The 20,100-nt window shown below is 36.2% G+C and carries 16 protein-coding genes, 1 tRNA gene and 1 other annotated feature; of the genes, 16 read left to right on the forward strand and 1 reads right to left on the reverse strand.

All coding sequences use genetic code 11. From position 1 onward, the window contains the following. Positions 1-264 precede the first annotated feature (264 nt). From rph to SLH48_RS01115, 4 genes are all read left to right on the forward strand, one after another. Entirely contained in the window at positions 265-1,026 is a 762-nt protein-coding gene (rph, locus tag SLH48_RS01100; RefSeq protein ID WP_320256733.1) for a ribonuclease PH, read from the forward strand. Position 1,027: 1 nt separating this feature from the next. Continuing rightward, positions 1,028-1,636: an XTP/dITP diphosphatase gene (locus SLH48_RS01105; protein WP_214481688.1), complete on the forward strand. Its 609-nt coding sequence runs from the start codon at positions 1,028-1,030 to the stop codon at positions 1,634-1,636. Between the two features lies 1 nt (position 1,637). Further along, complete coding sequence (locus SLH48_RS01110) at positions 1,638-2,150, forward strand: metallophosphoesterase (RefSeq protein ID WP_320256734.1); 513 nt, start codon at positions 1,638-1,640, stop codon at positions 2,148-2,150. A gap of 214 nt (positions 2,151-2,364) precedes the next feature. Further along, positions 2,365-2,441 (forward strand) — tRNA-Arg (locus SLH48_RS01115). A gap of 270 nt (positions 2,442-2,711) precedes the next feature. On the opposite strand, the gene SLH48_RS01120 is transcribed toward SLH48_RS01115, so the two are convergent. Next, a complete protein-coding gene (locus SLH48_RS01120) occupies positions 2,712-3,161 on the reverse strand; it encodes an Hsp20/alpha crystallin family protein (protein ID WP_214481524.1) in 450 nt (149 codons plus the stop codon). Positions 3,162-3,747: 586 nt separating this feature from the next. Between SLH48_RS01120 and ilvE the strand changes: the two genes are divergently transcribed. The 12 genes from ilvE to lonB all read left to right on the forward strand — a co-directional run bounded on the left by ilvE (position 3,748) and on the right by lonB (position 19,877). Further along, positions 3,748-4,653: a branched-chain-amino-acid transaminase gene (gene ilvE / locus SLH48_RS01125; protein WP_214481522.1), complete on the forward strand. Its 906-nt coding sequence runs from the start codon at positions 3,748-3,750 to the stop codon at positions 4,651-4,653. A gap of 58 nt (positions 4,654-4,711) precedes the next feature. Next, positions 4,712-4,964 (forward strand) — a binding site (T-box leader). A gap of 261 nt (positions 4,965-5,225) precedes the next feature. Further along, the gene (ilvB, locus tag SLH48_RS01130) at positions 5,226-6,896 is read left to right on the forward strand and encodes an acetolactate synthase large subunit (RefSeq protein WP_250886566.1); all 1,671 of its coding nucleotides are present in this window, start codon (positions 5,226-5,228) and stop codon (positions 6,894-6,896) included. Next, a complete protein-coding gene (ilvN, locus tag SLH48_RS01135) occupies positions 6,893-7,411 on the forward strand; it encodes an acetolactate synthase small subunit (protein WP_214481520.1) in 519 nt (172 codons plus the stop codon). Before ilvB ends, ilvN begins: the two co-directional genes overlap by 4 nt. Before the next feature lie 18 nt (positions 7,412-7,429). Next, positions 7,430-8,452, forward strand: a complete 1,023-nt coding sequence (ilvC, locus tag SLH48_RS01140) for a ketol-acid reductoisomerase (RefSeq protein WP_214481516.1) — start codon at positions 7,430-7,432, stop codon at positions 8,450-8,452. Further along, complete coding sequence (locus tag SLH48_RS01145; RefSeq protein WP_320257140.1) at positions 8,439-9,986, forward strand: 2-isopropylmalate synthase; 1,548 nt, start codon at positions 8,439-8,441, stop codon at positions 9,984-9,986. Before ilvC ends, SLH48_RS01145 begins: the two co-directional genes overlap by 14 nt. 84 nt (positions 9,987-10,070) lie before the next feature. After that, positions 10,071-11,183, forward strand: a complete 1,113-nt coding sequence (gene leuB / locus SLH48_RS01150) for a 3-isopropylmalate dehydrogenase (RefSeq protein ID WP_320256735.1) — start codon at positions 10,071-10,073, stop codon at positions 11,181-11,183. 139 nt (positions 11,184-11,322) lie between these two features. Continuing rightward, positions 11,323-12,735 carry a 3-isopropylmalate dehydratase large subunit gene (gene leuC, locus SLH48_RS01155; RefSeq protein WP_320256736.1) on the forward strand — a complete coding sequence of 471 codons (1,413 nt, stop codon included), beginning with the start codon at positions 11,323-11,325 and terminating at the stop codon, positions 12,733-12,735. Positions 12,736-12,830: 95 nt separating this feature from the next. Next, complete coding sequence (gene leuD, locus SLH48_RS01160) at positions 12,831-13,415, forward strand: 3-isopropylmalate dehydratase small subunit (protein ID WP_320256737.1); 585 nt, start codon at positions 12,831-12,833, stop codon at positions 13,413-13,415. 105 nt (positions 13,416-13,520) lie between these two features. Continuing rightward, complete coding sequence (locus SLH48_RS01165) at positions 13,521-14,531, forward strand: tetratricopeptide repeat protein (protein WP_320256738.1); 1,011 nt, start codon at positions 13,521-13,523, stop codon at positions 14,529-14,531. 243 nt (positions 14,532-14,774) lie between these two features. Further along, on the forward strand, positions 14,775-16,061 hold the full coding sequence (gene tig / locus SLH48_RS01170; RefSeq protein WP_320256739.1) for a trigger factor: 1,287 nt from the start codon (positions 14,775-14,777) through the stop codon (positions 16,059-16,061). 631 nt (positions 16,062-16,692) lie between these two features. Further along, positions 16,693-17,958, forward strand: a complete 1,266-nt coding sequence (gene clpX, locus SLH48_RS01175) for an ATP-dependent protease ATP-binding subunit ClpX (RefSeq protein WP_214481502.1) — start codon at positions 16,693-16,695, stop codon at positions 17,956-17,958. A gap of 245 nt (positions 17,959-18,203) precedes the next feature. Continuing rightward, the gene (gene lonB / locus SLH48_RS01180) at positions 18,204-19,877 is read left to right on the forward strand and encodes an ATP-dependent protease LonB (protein ID WP_320256740.1); all 1,674 of its coding nucleotides are present in this window, start codon (positions 18,204-18,206) and stop codon (positions 19,875-19,877) included. Positions 19,878-20,100 lie beyond the last annotated feature (223 nt).

Genomic DNA, 20,100 nt, shown 5'->3' on the forward strand with positions numbered 1-20,100 from the left:
CTTATGCTTGTCGCCGATAAGCAGTCGCCTTGCGCATTTCGCAATTGTCTAGCTTCAGCACCCATTCCCTCGAGGACGCTTCGTCATCGCATCTGAAGGCAAAGAACACCTTCGTATGCGATAACTCCAGCGCTTGTCGGGAATAACCAAGGTGCTTGCGCATTTCGCAATTAAAAACACTTCGCCATTCCCCAAAGTGAGTGGGATTGTTATATGTGGAATGGGGTGTTTATGTTTTTTATGTTTGATGAGGAGGAATTATAAATGAGAGTTGATGGACGGAACGAAGATCAATTAAGAAGAATACATATTGAGACAAATTATTTAAAGCATCCTGAAGGTTCAGTACTAATCTCTGTTGGTGATACGAAAGTTATTTGTACTGCGAGTATTGAAGATCGAGTTCCACCGTTTATGAGAGGTGAAGGTAAAGGGTGGATTACAGCAGAATACTCAATGTTACCTCGAGCGACTGATTCAAGAAACATCCGGGAATCTAGTAAAGGGAAAGTATCGGGAAGAACGATGGAGATACAACGCTTGATTGGAAGAGCATTGCGCTCAGTTGTTGATTTAGAAAAAATTGGTGAAAGAACAATCTGGATTGATTGTGATGTCATTCAAGCAGACGGTGGTACGAGAACTGCGTCCATTACAGGTGCTTTTGTTGCTGTTGTGTTAGCAGTTGGGAAACTAATGTCTGAGAAAAAATTAACAAAATCACCAATACAAGACTTTTTAGCAGCTACCTCTGTTGGGATAGATGCGAAGCTAGGGCCTATTTTAGATTTGAACTATATCGAGGATTCATCAGCACAAGTAGATATGAATGTTGTTATGACAGGGTCAGGCCAATTTGTTGAGTTACAAGGAACTGGAGAAGAAGCAACTTTTTCAAGAGATGAGCTAAACAATTTATTATCTTTAGCTGAAGAAGGGATTCATGAGATCATTCAAAAGCAGCGCGAAGCATTAGGTGAATTCGTCCAACATATTAAATCAGCTACTCATGAAAGTGGGAACTAGAGTGAACCAAGTATTAATTGCAACAAAAAATATGGGCAAAGTAAATGAATTTAAGTCCATGCTAGAGCCTAAAGGAATTGAAGTACAGTCTTTGTTCGATATTAACGAGCCGATAGATATTGAGGAAACAGGACAGACTTTTGCTGAAAATGCAATCATAAAAGCTGAAGCTGTAGCAAATCGGTTTCATACTATTGTCATTGCAGATGATTCAGGATTAGCAGTAGATGCCCTTGACGGTCGCCCTGGAGTTTATTCTGCCCGCTATGCTGGAGAACATAAAGATGATCAAGCCAATCTGGAAAAAGTATTGCAGGAGCTAGAAGGTGTACCAACTCATAAAAGGACTGGACGTTTTCATTGTGCCTTAGCTATTGCTTTTCCTAAAGGAGAAACCCATGTAGTTGAAGGCACATGTGAAGGTAGAATTACGGACACCCCTGTTGGACAAAACGGTTTTGGCTATGATCCTATTTTTTATGTAGAAGAGAAAGAAAAGACAATGGCTCAATTATCGAAACAAGAAAAAAATGAAATGAGTCATCGAGCCATTGCATTAAAAAAGCTTTCACATTTATGGTCTGAGATATTTGCTGATGAGGACAAGTAACATGAAAATTTTAGTCGTAAGTGATAGCCATGGCTTATCAGAAGAGCTTACACAAGTTGCTCGTAGACACGAAGATGATGTTCAAATGATGATTCATTGTGGAGATTCAGAGCTCCCAGCTCATGCTGAGGCAATGCAAGGATTTAACTCTGTTAGAGGAAATTGTGATATAGACTCAGCATACCCTGATCATTTAGTCGAAAAATGTGGACAGCAACATTTATTTGTTACACATGGTCATCTATATAATGTAAAAATGACTTTAATGAATCTTTTATATCGTGCTAAGGAAGTTGATGCGAAGGTTGTTTGCTTTGGGCATTCACACATAGCAGGAACAGAAATGGCTGATGGAATTTTATTTATTAACCCGGGGAGCCTCCGACTCCCGAGAATGCGCAAAGATAAAACATATGTTATACTACATATACAAAATAGACATATCCATGTCAATTACTATAGTATTGAGGGGAAGATTATACCGTCTTTATCAAGCGAATTTATCCTTGAATAATAAAATGCATAGTTCTATATATGCTTAGTCTTGAGAGCCACCTTACTATAATATAAAAATGGTAAGGTACTCTCTAAGTAGAATAATGGGGATTATACATAATAGCAAATTTGAGTGAGGTAATTTTTTTTTATTTACTCCTTAAAAATGATTGACAAACTATACTAATATTTATATAATAAATTTTGTCGTTAACAATTAATCAACTTATTTTGTCCCAGTAGCTCAGCTGGATAGAGCAACGGCCTTCTAAGCCGTCGGTCGGGAGTTCGAATCTCTCCTGGGACGCCATTACATAGCAATGTAACCCATGATGGGTTTTAACAGATAATGGATAATCATACAGTGTGAATACTGTATGATTATCCATTTTTTATACTGCTATTGATATAAGGAAATAGATATTTTTTGAAGTAGTTATGTGGATATTTTGAAAAAGTTGATATTTTATATAGCTAGAAAAATATTGTTCTTTTTTTAATGTATACGAAAGTAAATAAAAGTATATCAACTAAATGATGTTACTCCAGTAAAACCAAATATGAAAAGCTCCTCTGTTGATTAATGAAAATCAACATTAATTTTCTTCTTGGTGCCTTGGTTTTTTTTTGGCATAGTAACCTCTAGAACACCATTTTTGTATGTTGCTATCACTCCCTCAACATTTACAGTTGTTGGTAGAGTTACTGCTCTATGAAAGCTACCTGTATGTCTTTCTCTTCTGTATAAATTCTCATCTTTTACATCGTTAGTCCCATTTATAGAGCCACTAATATTTAAAACATTGTTGTCAATTTCAATATTTACATCCTCTTTTTTTTCTAATCCAGGAATGTCACACGTAGCCACAACCTCATTATTTGTCTCATAAACATCAACTCTAATCATTCCTAAGTAGTTTTGCTCATTGGTATAGTCGAAAGGGAAGTTTGAGAAGTTAGTAAATAGCCTGTCCATGTCCCTTCTCATGTTTGATAAATGTCTGAACGGGTCGTGAGGTATTAATGTCATTAGTTCTCCTCCAAATGTGTAAAATTTAAATTATATAGAAATATTCTCTGCAGTAGTTATAGAAATATGTAATATGGATAAGAAATAATTAATACTGCTTATATATGTAAACTGATTTGAGGGAAGATCATGAATAAAAGTTATGTATTGGAAATTACTTTAATTGCATAAATTTTATATTGAATAAATGAGGTTGGATTGAAGGCTTCACATTTTCAGTTTCTCTTTCTAACTTTTTGAACCTATTTTTTAAAAAGTTTCACAAATTTAAAAACCTCATAATAACAGTGATGTAAGCGTATTCAAATTGAGTGATAAATACAAATTTTCAAATAATTCTTCAAAAGACTATTGACTCTTTAAACAAATGAGCGTAAGATAGTCCTCAAATAAAAAATTGTCACAATATTTATTAGTTTTTAAAATCTATATTTTTACATGATTTTACGTTAAAATTCCTTAGTTTTTTGTCGGTATAAATACCTAGTGTTGGTTCATTCAAAAAGGTACATTTTAGGATATTTTTTTATATCTATGTATTTATCGATTTAAAGCGTCTATATAATAAAGGGAAGGAGGATATAAGATGGGTGATCAGTGGATTTTTTTAGGTGATACTTTTGTAAAAAAAGAAGATGCAAAAATTTCAGTTTATGATCATGGCTTTTTATACGGAGATGGTGTATTCGAAGGTATTCGAGTGTATAGCGGAAACGTTTATCGGATGAAAGAACATATGGATCGTTTATATCGCTCAGCTAAATCAATTATGCTAACTATTCCTTATACAGAAGAGGAATTGACAGATCTAGTTGTTCAAGCAATCCAAAAAAATAAGTTTGAAGATGCTTATATTCGTCTTGTGGTTTCTAGGGGTGCTGGTGATTTGGGTCTAGATCCGTTTAAATGCAGTAAACCTCAAGTTGTTATTATCGTGGAGCCTCTTGCACTTTTTCCGAAAAAGCTGTATGAAACTGGCATAGAGATTATTACTGTTGCAACCAGACGAAATAGACCTGATGTTTTAAGCCCTAAAGTTAAATCGTTAAATTATTTAAACAATATTCTAGTGAAAATTGAAGCGCATTTGGCAAATGTAAGTGAAGCTTTAATGTTAAATGATCAAGGATATGTTTCAGAAGGGTCAGCGGACAATATTTTTATTGTCAAAGATAGCACCCTCTATACTCCTCCAGGTTATGTTGGAGCCCTTGAAGGGATTACGAGAAATGCAATTTTAGAAATTGCTTCTGAATTAGGTTACGAGCTCAAGGAAGAGCCATTTACTCGTCATGATGTATACACATGTGATGAAGTATTTCTCACAGGAACAGCAGCAGAGGTCATTGCTGTAGTCAAAGTTGATGGCAGGGAAATAGGTGATGGAAAACCAGGAAAACATACTAAAAAACTGCTTGAGGAGTTTAGGAAAAAAGTCGTTTCTGATGGAGTAAAGGTTTATCAATCAAACCAAGAAGTAACGGCGGGCTAGTATATATACATCGACTTAGAATTGTAACATCTTTTGTATTTTGAAAATTTAGAAAAAAGATAAAATGTTGAAGAGGATAAGTAATCTTCGAGTTAGGAAGCTACAGAGAGCCGGAGTTGGTGGAAACCGGTGCTACTATCGAAAGGTGAACTCGCCTCTGAGTGTCAACTTGAACGTCATAGTAGGGTTGGCCGGGTGAAATTAAAAATTTACCCGTTATCAAAAGGAATAGCATTAGACTATTCATGAGATGATCTTATGATCATGAAAAAGGGTGGTACCGTGGAAAGTAAAGTCTTTTCACCCCTTACACTTACTGTTATGGTGAGTGTTTGTTGGGGGTGAAGGGGCTTTTTTTATTACAAAGGTTCAGTATACATTGTTGCTATTGTCATTAATTTTAAAATCTAGAACAGTTACTATGCAATTATTATCACGAGAAGATGCCACAATACTTGTCTTATATATGTTGCTTAATGCGAAAACAGCAATTACAAAAGAGTGTTCAAAAAGGAGGAAATTACGTGGGCGCAAAGGTAAAGGTAGGTGTAAGAAATAACGTTAAATCAAAGATGAGCGGATCTTATATGCTAATAGAAGCGTTAAAGAAGGAAAACGTTGAAGTGATCTTTGGTTATCCTGGTGGTGCTGTTCTCCCAATTTACGATTCACTTTATGATTCTGGAATAGACCATGTGCTTACAAGACATGAACAAGGAGGCATACATGCAGCTGAAGGTTATGCAAGAATTTCTGGAAAGCCAGGAGTGGTTATTGCGACTTCTGGTCCAGGAGCAACGAATATCGTAACTGGCTTAACTGATGCAATGATAGATTCATTACCACTTGTTGTATTTACTGGTCAGGTAGCATCTTCAGTGATTGGAACAGATGCATTCCAAGAAGCAGATATTCTAGGAATCACTACACCAATTACGAAGCACAATTATCAAATTAGAGATGTTAAAGACGTACCAAAGGTGATAAAAGAGGCATTTCATATTGCAACGACAGGTCGTCCTGGACCGGTATTAATTGATATTCCGAAAGATATGGCAATACTTGAAGGTCATTTTGATTACGATCAAAAAATATCTCTTCCAGGGTATCAGCCTACTAGGGAGCCAAATCATCTTCAAATTCGTAAGTTAGTTGAAGCAGTCAGTCAAGCGCAAAAACCGGTTATTCTTGCCGGAGCTGGAGTTCTTCATGCAAATGCTTCAAACGAATTGAAGGCATACGCAGATCAACAAAGCATTCCAGTTATTCACACGCTATTAGGTTTAGGTGGCTTTCCAGCAGAGCATGAGTTATCCCTAGGCATGGCGGGGATGCATGGCACATATACAGCAAATATGGCTCTATATGAATGTGATTTACTCATAAGCATAGGTGCTAGGTTCGATGATCGAGTAACTGGTAATTTGAAGCATTTTGCACCAGATGCAGTTGTAGCCCACATCGATATTGACCCAGCTGAAATCGGTAAAAACGTACCGACGCAAATTCCAGTAGTTGGAGATGCAAAAGAAGCATTAAAAGAACTCATTGCTCAAAATGGTAAATGTGGACCTTCAAGTGAATGGCGCAAGAAGCTAGCAAACCGAAAACTAGAATATCCGCTAGTTTATCAAAAGAATACGAACGAACTTAAACCACAAAAAGTAATTGAATTAATCTATGAAAATACAAATGGTGAAGCAATTATTACGACTGACGTTGGGCAACACCAAATGTGGACTGCACAATACTACAAATTTAAATATCCAAATAGGTGGGTCACATCTGGAGGACTAGGTACAATGGGTTTTGGTTTACCAGCAGCTATAGGTGCCCAGCTTGCTGATAGAGAAGCAACTGTCATTTCAATTGTCGGTGACGGAGGGTTTCAAATGACCTGTCAGGAACTATCAGTTATGCAGGAGCTTAATTTACCTGTCAAAGCTGTAATTATTAACAATCAATCATTAGGAATGGTTAGACAATGGCAACAAATATTTTATGATCAACGTTATTCCCATTCACTTATTCCAAATCAACCAGATTTTGCGAAGCTTGCAGAAGCATACGGAATTAGAGGGTTAAAAGCAACAACGGAAGCAGAAGCAAAAAAAGTGTTGCAAGAAGCTTTAGAAATTGATGGACCAGTTCTCATCGATTTTCATGTTACTTCTGACGAGAATGTTTATCCAATGGTAGCCCCAGGCAAAGGATTACATGAGATGGTGGGGGTGAAATTGTGAAACGTATTATCACATTAACTGTTAATAATCGATCTGGTGTTTTAAATCGCATTACAGGCTTATTTACAAAACGTCATTATAACATTGAGAGTATAACAGTTGGAGCAACAGAAGTAGCTGGAGTTTCTCGGATAACATGTGTTGTTCACGTTGAGGATCAGCGAGTAGCTGAGCAAATTACAAAGCAACTAAATAAGCAAATTGATGTCTTGAAGGTAATGGACATAACTGATCAAGCTATCGTAGCGAGAGAATTAGCGTTAATTAAAGTAGTTGCACCTCCAGCAACTAGGAATGAAATATATGGTTTAATCGAACCATTTCGAGCATCAATCCTTGATGTTAGTAAGGATAGCCTAGTTATACAAGTAACTGGAGAATCATCAAAGATTGAAGCACTCATTGAATTAATAAAACCTTATGGAATTAAAGAAATAGCTAGAACAGGAACAACAGCATTTGCACGTGGCATGCAAAAAGCTGTAACAAATATAAAATCACATTCAATCGTCTAAAAAGGGAGAGATTAAATCATGGTAAAAGTATATTATAACGGGGATGCAAACGATAGTTATTTAACAGGAAAAAAGGTAGCAATCATCGGGTATGGTTCTCAAGGTCATGCACATGCCCTAAATTTAAGTGAAAGTGGAGTAGATGTTGTAGTAGGTTTAAGAAAAGGTGGTTCATGGGACAAAGCAGTAGCAGATGGATTTACGGTACAATCGGTTAAAGAAGCAGCCGAACAAGCTGATATTGTCATGGTTTTATTACCTGATGAACTTCAAACGAAAGTATATAAAGAAGAAATTGAACAAGGTCTTAAACCAGGGAATGCTTTAGTATTTGCACATGGATTTAACATTCATTTCAATCAAATTGTACCACCAAGCTTCGTGGATGTATTTTTAGTAGCACCAAAAGGTCCGGGACATCTTGTTAGACGAACGTACAAAGAAGGTGCTGGAGTGCCAGCGTTATTCGCTCTATATCAGGATGTATCAGGTGAAGCAAAAGAGGTCGCTTTAGCATATGCCAAAGCAATTGGCTCAGCTCGAGCTGGGGTACTTGAAACAACGTTCCAAGAAGAAACAGAAACAGACTTATTTGGTGAACAAGCGGTTTTATGTGGAGGTTTAACATCACTTGTCAAGGCTGGATTTGAAACATTAGTAGAAGCGGGATATCAACCAGAACTTGCGTATTTTGAATGTCTACATGAGCTCAAATTAATTATCGATTTAATGTATGAAGATGGCTTAGAAGGGATGCGTTACTCAATTTCTGATACAGCACAATGGGGAGATTTTGTATCAGGACCTAGAGTAATCACTGATTCCGTTAAGCAAGAAATGAAAAAAGTATTAGAAGATATCCAAACAGGTAAATTTGCAAAAGGCTGGATCTTAGAAAATCAGGCGAATCGCCCTGAATTTACAGCGATTAATAAACGGGAAAATGAGCATCAAATTGAAGTAGTGGGACGCGAATTAAGAAAAATGATGCCATTTATTAAACAAAAGAAGGAGGCAGTTGGAACAAGTGCAGACAATTAAAATTTTTGATACAACGCTTCGAGATGGTGAACAATCTCCTGGAGTCAATTTGAACTTATCGGAAAAGATAGAAATTGCTAAACAGCTTGAACGTCTTGGTGTTGATATTATTGAAGCGGGTTTTCCGGCTGCTTCAAGCGGTGACTTACAATCAGTGAGAGAAGTTGCAGCTGTTATTAAAAATAGTTCAGTTACAGGACTTTCACGATCAGTTCAATCAGATATAGATGCAGCATGGGATGCGTTAAAAGGTGGAGCTCAGCCTCGACTTCACCTTTTTATCGCAACATCTCCAATTCATATGAAATATAAGTTAAAGCAAAGCCCAGAGCAAGTACTTGAATCAGCAGTGGAGGCTGTTAAATACGCCAAACAGCGGTTTCCTATCATTCAATGGTCAGCTGAAGATGCATGTCGTTCAGAACTCCCATTTTTAGCAAAGATTGTAACAGCTGTGATTGAAGCAGGAGCAAGTGTCATTAATATTCCAGATACAGTAGGATATATAACCCCGAAGGAATACGGTGAAATATTCAGCTATCTTAAGAAAAATGTTCCGAATATTCAAAATGTTTCATTGTCCGCTCATTGCCACGATGATTTAGGGATGGCAGTCGTTAATTCCCTTAGCGCCATTGAACACGGTGCAACACAGGTAGAAGCAACATTAAACGGGATTGGCGAGCGTGCTGGGAATGCTTCTTTAGAAGAAATCGCTGTAGCTCTTCATATTCGAAAAGATTTCTATAATGCTAAAACAAATATCCAATTAAATGAAATAAAAAGAACAAGTGACTTAGTAAGTAAACTAACAGGCATGGTAATACCACCAAATAAAGCTGTAGTTGGTAAAAATGCTTTTGCACATGAGGCAGGAATTCATCAGGATGGTGTGTTAAAAGAAAAAACAACGTATGAAATTATTTCGCCTGAATTAGTCGGTGTAAATACAAATGCAATGGTGCTTGGTAAGCATTCAGGACGACATGCGTTCCGAACGCGTATCCAAGAGCTAGGGATCTCAGTGAAAGATGAAGAAATTAATTCATTGTTTAAGTTATTTAAAGATTTAGCGGATAAGAAGAAAGACATTACTGATGATGATTTAATTGCATTAGTACTAGAAGAGAGATTCGGGAAGGGAGATACACAATATGAATTAATCTCTCTACAAGTACAATACGGTACCAACCAAGTGCCAACTGCCACTATTACCCTTAAAGGGTTGGAAGGTGAAATCATTCAAGAGGCGGCAACTGGAGCAGGTAGCGTAGAGGCTGTATACAATACATTGGAAAGAATGGTCCATGCTTCTGTAAAGCTATTAGATTATAAAATACAATCAGTTAGTGGAGGTAGAGATGCGTTAGCACAAGTATATGTGAATGTTCGTGTAAATGGTGAAGAGACGAGTGGAAGAGGCTTGGATCAAGACGTGTTAGAAGCTTCTGCGAAAGCATATATTAATGCGATAAATAGAGTATTTTACCTACAAAAATATAAGAATACTGTTGAAGAAGTGACGATGAAATAACAGCTTAACAAGAGAAAACGATCGTATGCCCTCTAAATAAACCAATAAGTTAACAATGATAATTTGAGATTGGAGGAATAAAAAGTGAAAAAGAAAATTACCGTTTTACCCGGAGATGGAATTGGTCCAGAAGTTTCTAGAGGGGCAGTAGAAATATTAAAAGCTGTAGGAGAGCGATTTAATCATCAATTTGACTTTATATATAGCTTAATTGGTGGAGCAGCGATTGAACAAACAGGTAGCCCGTTACCAGATAAGACGTTAAATGATTGCAAACAAAGTGATGCTGTATTGTTAGGTGCTGTTGGAGGACCGCAATGGGATCAAAATCCACCTGAACTTCGTCCTGAAAAGGGCTTATTACAAATTCGTAAAGAATTGGAGTTATATGCAAATTTACGGCCTGTTTCATTTAACCCTAGTTTAATTGAGTCGTCACCAATAAAAGAGAATATAATTACAGGTGTTGATTTACTCATCGTACGAGAGCTTACAGGAGGATTGTATTTTGGAAAACCAAGTGCTCGAACGATAGACAGAGGAGAAGAATCTGTCGTAGATACACTTTATTATAAACGAAAAGAAATGAAGAGAATATTAGTCACAGCATTTGAATTGGCTAAGAACCGTCGGAGCAAAGTTACTTCTGTTGATAAAGCAAATGTACTTGAGTCAAGTCGCATGTGGAGAGAAGTGGCTGAGGAGGTAGCTCGAGATTTTCCAAATGTTCAATTAGAGCATATGTTGGTCGATAACGCAGCGATGCAATTAATAAAAAATCCAACACAGTTTGATGTCATTGTAACTGAAAATATGTTTGGTGATATATTAAGTGATGAAGCATCAATGTTGACTGGGTCTTTAGGAATGCTTCCATCGGCAAGTTTGTCAACTACAGGTCCATGCCTGTATGAACCAATACATGGGTCAGCACCAGATATAGCAGGGCAAAATAAAGCGAATCCGGTAGCAATGATATTGTCTGCTGCTATGATGCTGAGAAATTCCTTTCAAATGGATGAAGAAGCAAAAGCAATTGAAAATGCTGTGAATCAAGTGCTTGCTGCTGGACATCGTACTCCTGATGTTGTACAAGAAGGAAAAAGAGCGGTTAAAACAGAGGAAATGGTTGAACGTATTAAAGCAGCTGTACTAGACCATGCTGCAATATCAAACATTATGTCAATATACGCGTAAATCATAGGCAGACATAAATAGGAAACCCTTGCACACCCACTAGATAGGTCTAAAGACCTATCTAGTGGAAACCTATATAGTGTCTTTACACGAATAATGTTTGATTAACATTTGACAATATTGAGAGGTGAATTTATTCGTGGAACCAAAAAATATTATAGAAAAAATATGGGAAAAAAATATCGTATATCAAGAAAAAGGCAAGCCTGATTTATTGTATATAGACCTTCATCTCGTTCATGAAGTTACTTCTCCACAAGCATTTGAAGGGTTACGTTTAAATAAGCGGAAAGTAAGACGCCCAGATTTAACATTTGCAACGATGGATCATAATGTACCTACATTCAATCGCTACATCATCCAAGATGAAGTAGCACAAAACCAAATGACTGCTCTTGAAAAAAATTGTGAAGAATTTGGCATTTATTTGGCGGATTTAAACAGTCCTGATCAAGGTATTGTTCACGTTATAGGTCCTCAATTAGGTCTCACACAGCCTGGGAAAACAATCGTATGTGGTGATAGCCATACATCGACTCATGGAGCATTTGGAGCGTTAGCATTCGGTATTGGTACTAGTGAAGTTGAGCACGTATTGGCAACTCAAACATTATGGCAACACCGACCTAAAACATTAAAAATTAATATAAATGGTAAGTTAGCTGCTGGTGTTTCCGCTAAAGATGTCATCTTATCTATTATCGGAGAATATGGTGTAAATGTTGGTACAGGTCATATTATTGAATTTACAGGTGATACAATCCGTAATATGTCGATGGAGGAACGGATGACCATATGTAATATGTCAATAGAAGCAGGTGCAAAAGCTGGCTTAATTAGTCCAGATAGAACAACATTTTCGTATTTAAAAGGAAAGAAGCATATTCCCAACGGTGAAGAGTATAATAGACTTGTGAAAAAATGGGAAAAATTAGCAAGTGATTCAAATGCAACCTTTGATAGAGTCATTGAAATTGACGCAAGTGAAATAGCTCCAACTGTTACATGGGGAACAACACCGGGGATGAGTGTAACGATCGAGCAAGTAATACCTTCACCTCTAGACTTCGATGATGAAGCAGATCAAAGGGCTGTAGATAGTGCACTACAATATATGGGCTTACAAGCTGGTACACAAATTTCTGATGTAGAAATTCAACATGTATTTATAGGTTCATGTACAAATTCAAGGATAAGCGATCTTCGCGAAGCTGCTAAAATTGCGCAAGGTAACAAGGTGTCAAATCAGGTAAGAGCGCTAGTTGTACCAGGTTCACAAGAGGTGAAGCGTCAGGCGGAAGAGGAAGGTTTAGCAGATATTTTCATTTCAGCAGGTTTTGAATGGCGTGAATCAGGATGTAGCATGTGCTTAAGTATGAATCCAGATGTTGTACCAGAGGGAGAACGCTGTGCTTCAACATCAAATCGAAATTTTGAAGGAAGACAAGGAAAAGGTGCTAGAACTCATTTAGTTAGTCCTGCGATGGCAGCAGCAGCAGCTATATATGGTAGGTTTGTAGATATTAGAAAACTACAAAAAACTATTGTGTAACGTAGTAAGTGACATAGTAGGTAGTTGGCATTACTCACATATATTAGTTGAAGTGAGCATTCCTGAAAACTTAAAGTTAAAGGAGAGATAGGGGTATGGAACCATTTCATATTCACACTGGTAAGGTAGCAGGGTTAGATCGTGTAAATGTTGATACCGACCAAATCATACCTAAGCAGTTTTTAAAAAGAATAGAGCGAACAGGATTTGGTCAATATTTATTTTATGACTGGCGGTATCTTGATAATCATACATTAAATCCAGATTTTGAATTAAATAAACAGGAGAACGCTGGTGCAACAATACTTGTAGCAAATGAAAACTTTGGATGTGGTTCTTCTCGCGAACACGCCCCGTGGGCATTACAAGACTATGGATTTAAAGTAATTATCGCTCCATCATTTGCAGATATATTTTATGGGAATTGCTTAAAAAATGGTTTGCTCCCAATTAAATTAGATAGAGAAGATGTAAAGTATATATTATATGAAGGAAATAGTTCTAACTATACTTTACAAATAGATTTAGAGAATCAAACTATATCGGATGAGAAAGGCTTTAGTAAAGGATTTCTCATTGATCAATATAGAAAAGAGTTGTTAATTAAAGGTTGGGATGAAATAGACTTGACTTTTGTTTATGAAAAACACATATCACAATATGAGATATTAAATAAGTAGAAGAGGCGCCTAGGTTCGTTCCGAGGCGCTTCTTGTTTTCTGTTCACTTACTTGATAAACTTAATAACACAAAAGTACGAAAATGGCTATAGGACGGTAAAATTGATGGCAGATATCAGAAAACAAAGTGAAAATATTCTTCCCTTCCCTAATCTAAAAGAACGACTTATTGAAAAGGGGTTCGATCAACTACAGCATAAGCAATTTCAAGAAGCACTTTTGTTGTTTGATCAAGCAGGTGAATTAGAAAGTGACCACCCTGAAATTGAATTAGGTACTGTGTTATGCCTGTTCGAATTAAATAGATTTGAGGAAGCAAAAGAAATATGTAATAGCATGCTGCAAAAAGGAATTGGCGATTATTATCAAGTATTACAAATATATACGTCTATTCTGCTCCAGCAAGGGCATTACAATGAAATCATTACAACGATTGAGGCTATACTTCAAGAGGGAAATATCCCTTCAGAATATGCTGAAAATCTATTTAAACTTCTAGACTTCAGTAGAAAAATGAATGTCAATAATGTGGAGAATAGTAATAACGATAATATTGCTGAAGGTAGCACTCTGGATCAAATGCTCAACCAATGCGATGATATTGAAGAACACTGGACAGCAATTCAACTTCTTCGTAATCAAAATGTTCGTCGTGAGAGACAGACAATAGAGACTTATTTAGCTAACCCTAAAAAGTCACCGCTAATTAAATCTGCTTTATTACAAGTTTTAATGGAGCAAGAAGTAGATTTTGATATAAGTATCAATAAATTTAATCGAGATATAACAATAAAGCCAACCGAGCTTTTAGATAGTAGAGAGGATCCTTTTACAAAAGAAGTTTTAACAATACTGGAAAAGAATGTTCTAAATGAAAATCCGACTTTATATGAAGTAATTAAAGAGATTTGGTTTAGACATTTGTTCATTTTATTTCCTTTATACCCAGAACCAAAGGAAGCAAATCTCTGGGCTGCAGCATTACATATAATAGCTTTGGAGATGCAGGGGTTTGATCATGACCGACATAGTATAGTATCCAAGTATAATGTAAATAATGAACAATTAATGCAAGCTTGTGAAGCCATCTATAAGATAGAGGACATTTCTTCATAATAAATGAGTTGAACAGTAAATAGTCACACTACGTACATAGCTGGGAATCTTTAACTATTAATTAATTTATATAAAAAAATTAGTTTGTGTTGAAAGCAAATTATTCTGTGTTATAATGTAGTGGTTGTATTGTAGTAAATTTGAAGCTACATATAAGTGCGCAAAAAGATAATGATATAATCAATTCGTTATCTATCATATTTGATTAATGAAGCATATAAATAGATGTTGGAGGGAATTTTTATGTCTGCAAAATGGGAAAAATCAGAAGGGAACCAAGGTGTCCTAACTGTTGAAGTAGATGCAGAAAAAGTTAATGAAGGACTAGATGCTGCGTTTAATAAAGTTGTGAAACAGGTGAACGTTCCTGGTTTCCGTAAAGGTAAAATGCCAAGAAGTCTATTCGAAAAAAGGTTCGGTGTAGAGTCTTTGTATCAAGATGCTTTAGATATTTTATTACCTGAGGCATACTCAGCAGCTGTAGAGGAAACTGGAATTGAACCAGTTGATCGCCCAGATGTTGATATTGAACAAATGGAAAAAGGTAAAACACTTATTTTCACAGCCAAGGTAACAGTGAAACCGGAAGTTAAATTAGGTGAATATAAAGGCTTAGAAGTTGAAGAAATTGATGCTACTGTAACTGATGAAGATGTTGATAATGAGCTTAAGCAACTTCAAGAACGCCAAGCAGAATTAACTTTAAAAGAAGAAGGTTCTGTTGAAAACGGTGATACAGTAATCATGGATTTCGAAGGTTTTGTTAATGGTGAAGCATTCGAAGGTGGAACAGCTGAAAATTATTCATTAGAAATCGGTTCAGGTACATTTATTCCTGGTTTTGAAGATCAGTTAGTTGGTTTAGAAGCAGGTGCTGAAAAAGAAGTTGAAGTAACTTTCCCTGAAGAATACCACTCTGAAGAATTAGCTGGCAAGCCAGCAACGTTTAAGGTGAAAGTTCATGAAATAAAAGCAAAAGAACTTCCTGTCTTAGATGATGAGTTTGCAAAAGATGTTGATGATGAAGTTGAATCTTTAGAAGAATTAACAACAAAAACGAGAGAAAAATTACAAGAAACTAAAAAGCGTGAAGCAGAGGATAGCCTTAGAAATTCATTAATAGAAAAAGCTGCTGAAAATGCTGAAGTAGAAATTCCTGAAGCGATGTTTAAAACTGAGACAGATAGAATGGTTCAAGAGTTTGAACAGCGTCTACAAATGCAAGGCATGAACCTTGAGCTATACACACAATTCTCTGGTCAGGATGAAGCGGCACTCAGAGATCAGATGAAGGAAGAAGCTGAAAAACGCGTTAAAATTAACTTAACTTTAGAAGCAATTGCTGCAGCTGAGAATTTTGATGTTACGGACGAAGAAATTGAAAAAGAACTTGACAATATGGCAGGTATGTACAACATGCCTATAGAAGAAATTAAGAAGATGTTAGGGAATTTAGATAGCATCAAAGGAGATTTAAAAATTCGTAAATCAATTGATTTTCTTGTAGAGAATCGTAAAGATGTTGCATAATAATAAGTAAGAAGTAAAACAAGGCACGAAGTACATCGTGCCTTGTTTTATCTAATCAGAGGAATATTGCATGCGTCTTGTTTTTCCATGTATTGCTAACAATAATGTTATTTTTTTTAAATGAGTATGGGTAAAGTAATTATTAATGGCTCCTTTCTAACCATGTTGCTAATGTTCATAAGTTGGAAGAGCTCATTTTAAAAAAGGCTCTTTCGTAGATTTGTTGCTATTATCACCAAATTAGACCCATAAGAAGTGGCTCTAGATGTTAGTCATCACGTTTCAGAATAAAAGGTGCCAAGAACACTAGTTGTGTACGTGTTTATTTCTCATTAGGAAAAAAACAATGAGAAAACTGCTTATTCATAAACGATAAGTAGGTCAATGCATTCTACTGTTATTATTTATCCGTATGAGTTATAATGTTGTATTAATAAAGATGATCAGTTGTTATACATAGTGTTGAGCGCATTATTTTTGTTAGCAAGTACATTTGTGATAAAATGCAATACATAACTTTTTTTAAATCGGTAATTTTGATTGTACTATGAGGATAACAAGAACATAGAAGGATAAGGCGCTGTTGCTTTGAACATCCTCCATAAGAAAAAATGAAATAAGGGGTGAAAATATGGGATTTAAATTTAACGAAGAAAAAGGACAATTAAAATGTTCGTTTTGCGGAAAAACCCAAGATCAGGTTCGTAAATTAGTTGCCGGTCCAGGTGTATATATATGTGATGAATGTATAGAATTATGCACTGAAATAGTTGAAGAGGAATTAGGGACTGAAGAAGAAGTAGAATTCAAAGAAGTTCCGAAACCAATTGCAATTCGCGAAATCCTTGACGAGTACGTTATTGGTCAAGATGCTGCAAAGAAATCCCTTGCGGTAGCAGTGTACAATCATTACAAGCGAATTAACTCAAATAGTAAAATTGATGATGTTGAACTTTCAAAAAGTAACATCGCAATGATAGGCCCAACTGGATCAGGTAAAACTTTGCTAGCTGAAACATTAGCAAGAATTTTAAATGTACCATTTGCTATTGCTGATGCAACATCACTTACTGAGGCTGGATATGTAGGTGAAGACGTTGAAAATATTTTGCTAAAGTTAATACAAGCAGCTGATTATGATGTTGAAAAGGCTGAAAAGGGTATCATTTATATTGACGAGATAGATAAAGTTGCTCGTAAATCGGAAAACCCTTCTATTACTCGTGATGTTTCTGGAGAAGGCGTGCAACAGGCATTGCTGAAAATTTTAGAAGGCACGATTGCTAGCGTTCCTCCTCAAGGTGGAAGGAAGCACCCACATCAAGAGTTTATCCAAATTGATACAACAAATATTTTGTTTATATGTGGTGGTGCCTTTGATGGCATTGAGCCAATTATAAAACGCCGTTTAGGAAAAAAAGTGATCGGTTTTGGATCAGACATGAAGCAAAAAGAGCATGATCAGAAGGAGCTGTTATCAAAAGTTCTACCTGAAGACTTGCTGAAGTTTGGACTAATTCCAGAGTTTATAGGTCGATTACCTGTAATTGCAAGCTTAGAACCACTTGATGAAGATGCATTAGTAAAAATTCTTACATTACCTAAAAATGCACTCGTGAAACAGTATCAGAAAATGCTTGAGCTAGATAATGTAGAGTTAGATTTTGAAGAAGATGCTCTGATTGAAATTGCCAAAAAAGCAATTGAACGTAAAACAGGGGCTCGTGGTCTACGTTCAATTATTGAAGGTATTATGCTGGATGTTATGTTCGAGCTTCCTTCTAGAGAGGACATATCAAAGTGTATTATAACAGCAGATACTGTTATGCATAATACTCCACCAAAATTAATACTTGATGATGGTTCAGAATTAAAAGATCGAAAAACATCAGCTTAAAAATTGTCTGGAAACATAACAACCTCTAAAGGGTTTTACTTACCTTTAGAGGTTTTTGGGGTTTTAATCCCAATAATAATTTTAGGATAGTGGGCAGCTAATTTACCGATGAATGAACGAGATGTTCAGTTGTCAGTGACTTATTTCCATTAATTTTAATGTATGAAAAAAATGTGTTTATACAAACTTCTGCACGGAGATACTATCAATTAATGATGGATTCATACGTTCAGGAGGGAATTGATATGAGTTGGACTAGCATCGCCTTACTCGTCCAGTTATTTTTTGGTGTAATTATTGGGCTATATTTTTGGAATTTATTAAGAAATCAACGCACTCAAAAAATATCAATTGATAAAGAATCACGTAAAGAAATGGAACATTTGAGAAAACTTCGTTCTATTTCATTGACTGAGCCATTAGCCGAAAAAGTTCGGCCGTCAAGTTTTCAAGAAATTGTCGGACAAATCGATGGAATTCGTTCTTTAAAGGCTGCTTTATGTGGGCCAAACCCTCAACATGTCCTTATATATGGCCCACCTGGTGTTGGAAAGACGGCTGCGGCTAGATTAGTATTAGAAGAAGCAAAAAAAAGCACAAAATCACCATTTCACCAATCTTCGGTTTTTGTTGAACTTGACGCCACTACTGCTCGTTTTGATGAAAGGGGAATTGCTGACCCATTAATTGGCTCAGTACATGATCCAATTTATCAAGGTGCGGGGGCCATGGGGCAAGCAGGTATACCGCAACCAAAGCAGGGTGCTGTGACGAATGCCCATGGTGGTGTACTCTTTATTGACGAGATTGGAGAGCTTCACCCTATTCAAATGAATAAGCTACTAAAGGTTCTTGAGGATCGAAAAGTATTTTTGGAAAGTGCTTATTATAGTGAAGAAAATTCACAAATTCCTAATCATATTCATGATATTTTTCAAAATGGTTTACCAGCAGACTTTCGGTTAATTGGAGCAACTACTAGAACACCAAGTGAAATACCACCTGCGATTCGTTCTCGATGTTTAGAAGTGTTTTTCCGAGAGTTAGATAAAGATGAAATTAAGGTTGTAGCTAGCAATGCCGCTCAGAAAGTACAAATGGAGATAGAAGATAAAGGGTTAGGGATTTTATCAAATTATGCTAGGAATGGTCGTGAAGCGGTCAATATGGTTCAAGTTGCTGCAGGGATTGCAATTTCTGAAGAAAGAGAGAGCATATATGATGAGGATATAGAGTGGGTGATTGAGTCCTCTCAGCTTGTACCACGTTATGAAAAGAAAATCTGTGCTAATTCAAAGGTAGGTCTAGTTAATGGCTTAGCTGTATTTGGGCCAAATACAGGAGCGTTACTAGAAATTGAAGTAACGATTATTCCTGCAGAAGATCAAGGTACAATTAATATTACAGGCATTGCAGAAGAGGAAAGTATTGGAGATAGGGCTAAATCAATTAGACGAAAAAGTATGGCTAAAGGGTCTATTGAAAATGTAATTACTGTTCTTCGTTCTATGGGCGTCCCTGCATCAGATTTTGATATACACGTCAATTTTCCTGGTGGATTTCCAGTTGATGGACCTTCTGCAGGGATTGCAATGGCGACTGGTATTTATTCTGCAATTAATAAAGTGAAAGTTGATAGAACTGTAGCGATGACAGGAGAAATTAGTATTCACGGTAATGTAAAACCAATTGGTGGTGTCGTTGCGAAAGTGAAAGCTGCAAGACAAGCAGGAGCAAAAAAGGTGATCATACCATCGGAAAATATGCAAAAGCTTTTAAAAGGCATAGAAGGAATTGAGATTATTCCTGTCAATCATCTAAATGAAGTATTCGATATTGCTTTAATAAAGCCAAAGATTCATCATACTGAATCAATCATATCATCTTCAGCAAAACTACAGGAAAAAGAATCAGTTTAATGATCGATAATTGAAAAGGTTGTGTCCGTTTTGTTAATTGTTGATTTCAGTATTTAGTAAATACCACCCAAACGATGTTCGTGGTAATTTTTCTTCTCTAACAAACCTTATCTTACTTTCCATATGGCTGTTTTCGGATTGATTGTTGCTTTTCGTACTAAGAAATAAATACGTATAAACCAAGTCTTTAATATAAAGTCACTTGCATAAATTTGTATGGTGC

Source organism: Cytobacillus sp. IB215316, from assembly GCF_033963865.1.
GTDB classification, from domain to species: Bacteria; Bacillota; Bacilli; order Bacillales; family SM2101; genus Nanhaiella; species Nanhaiella sioensis.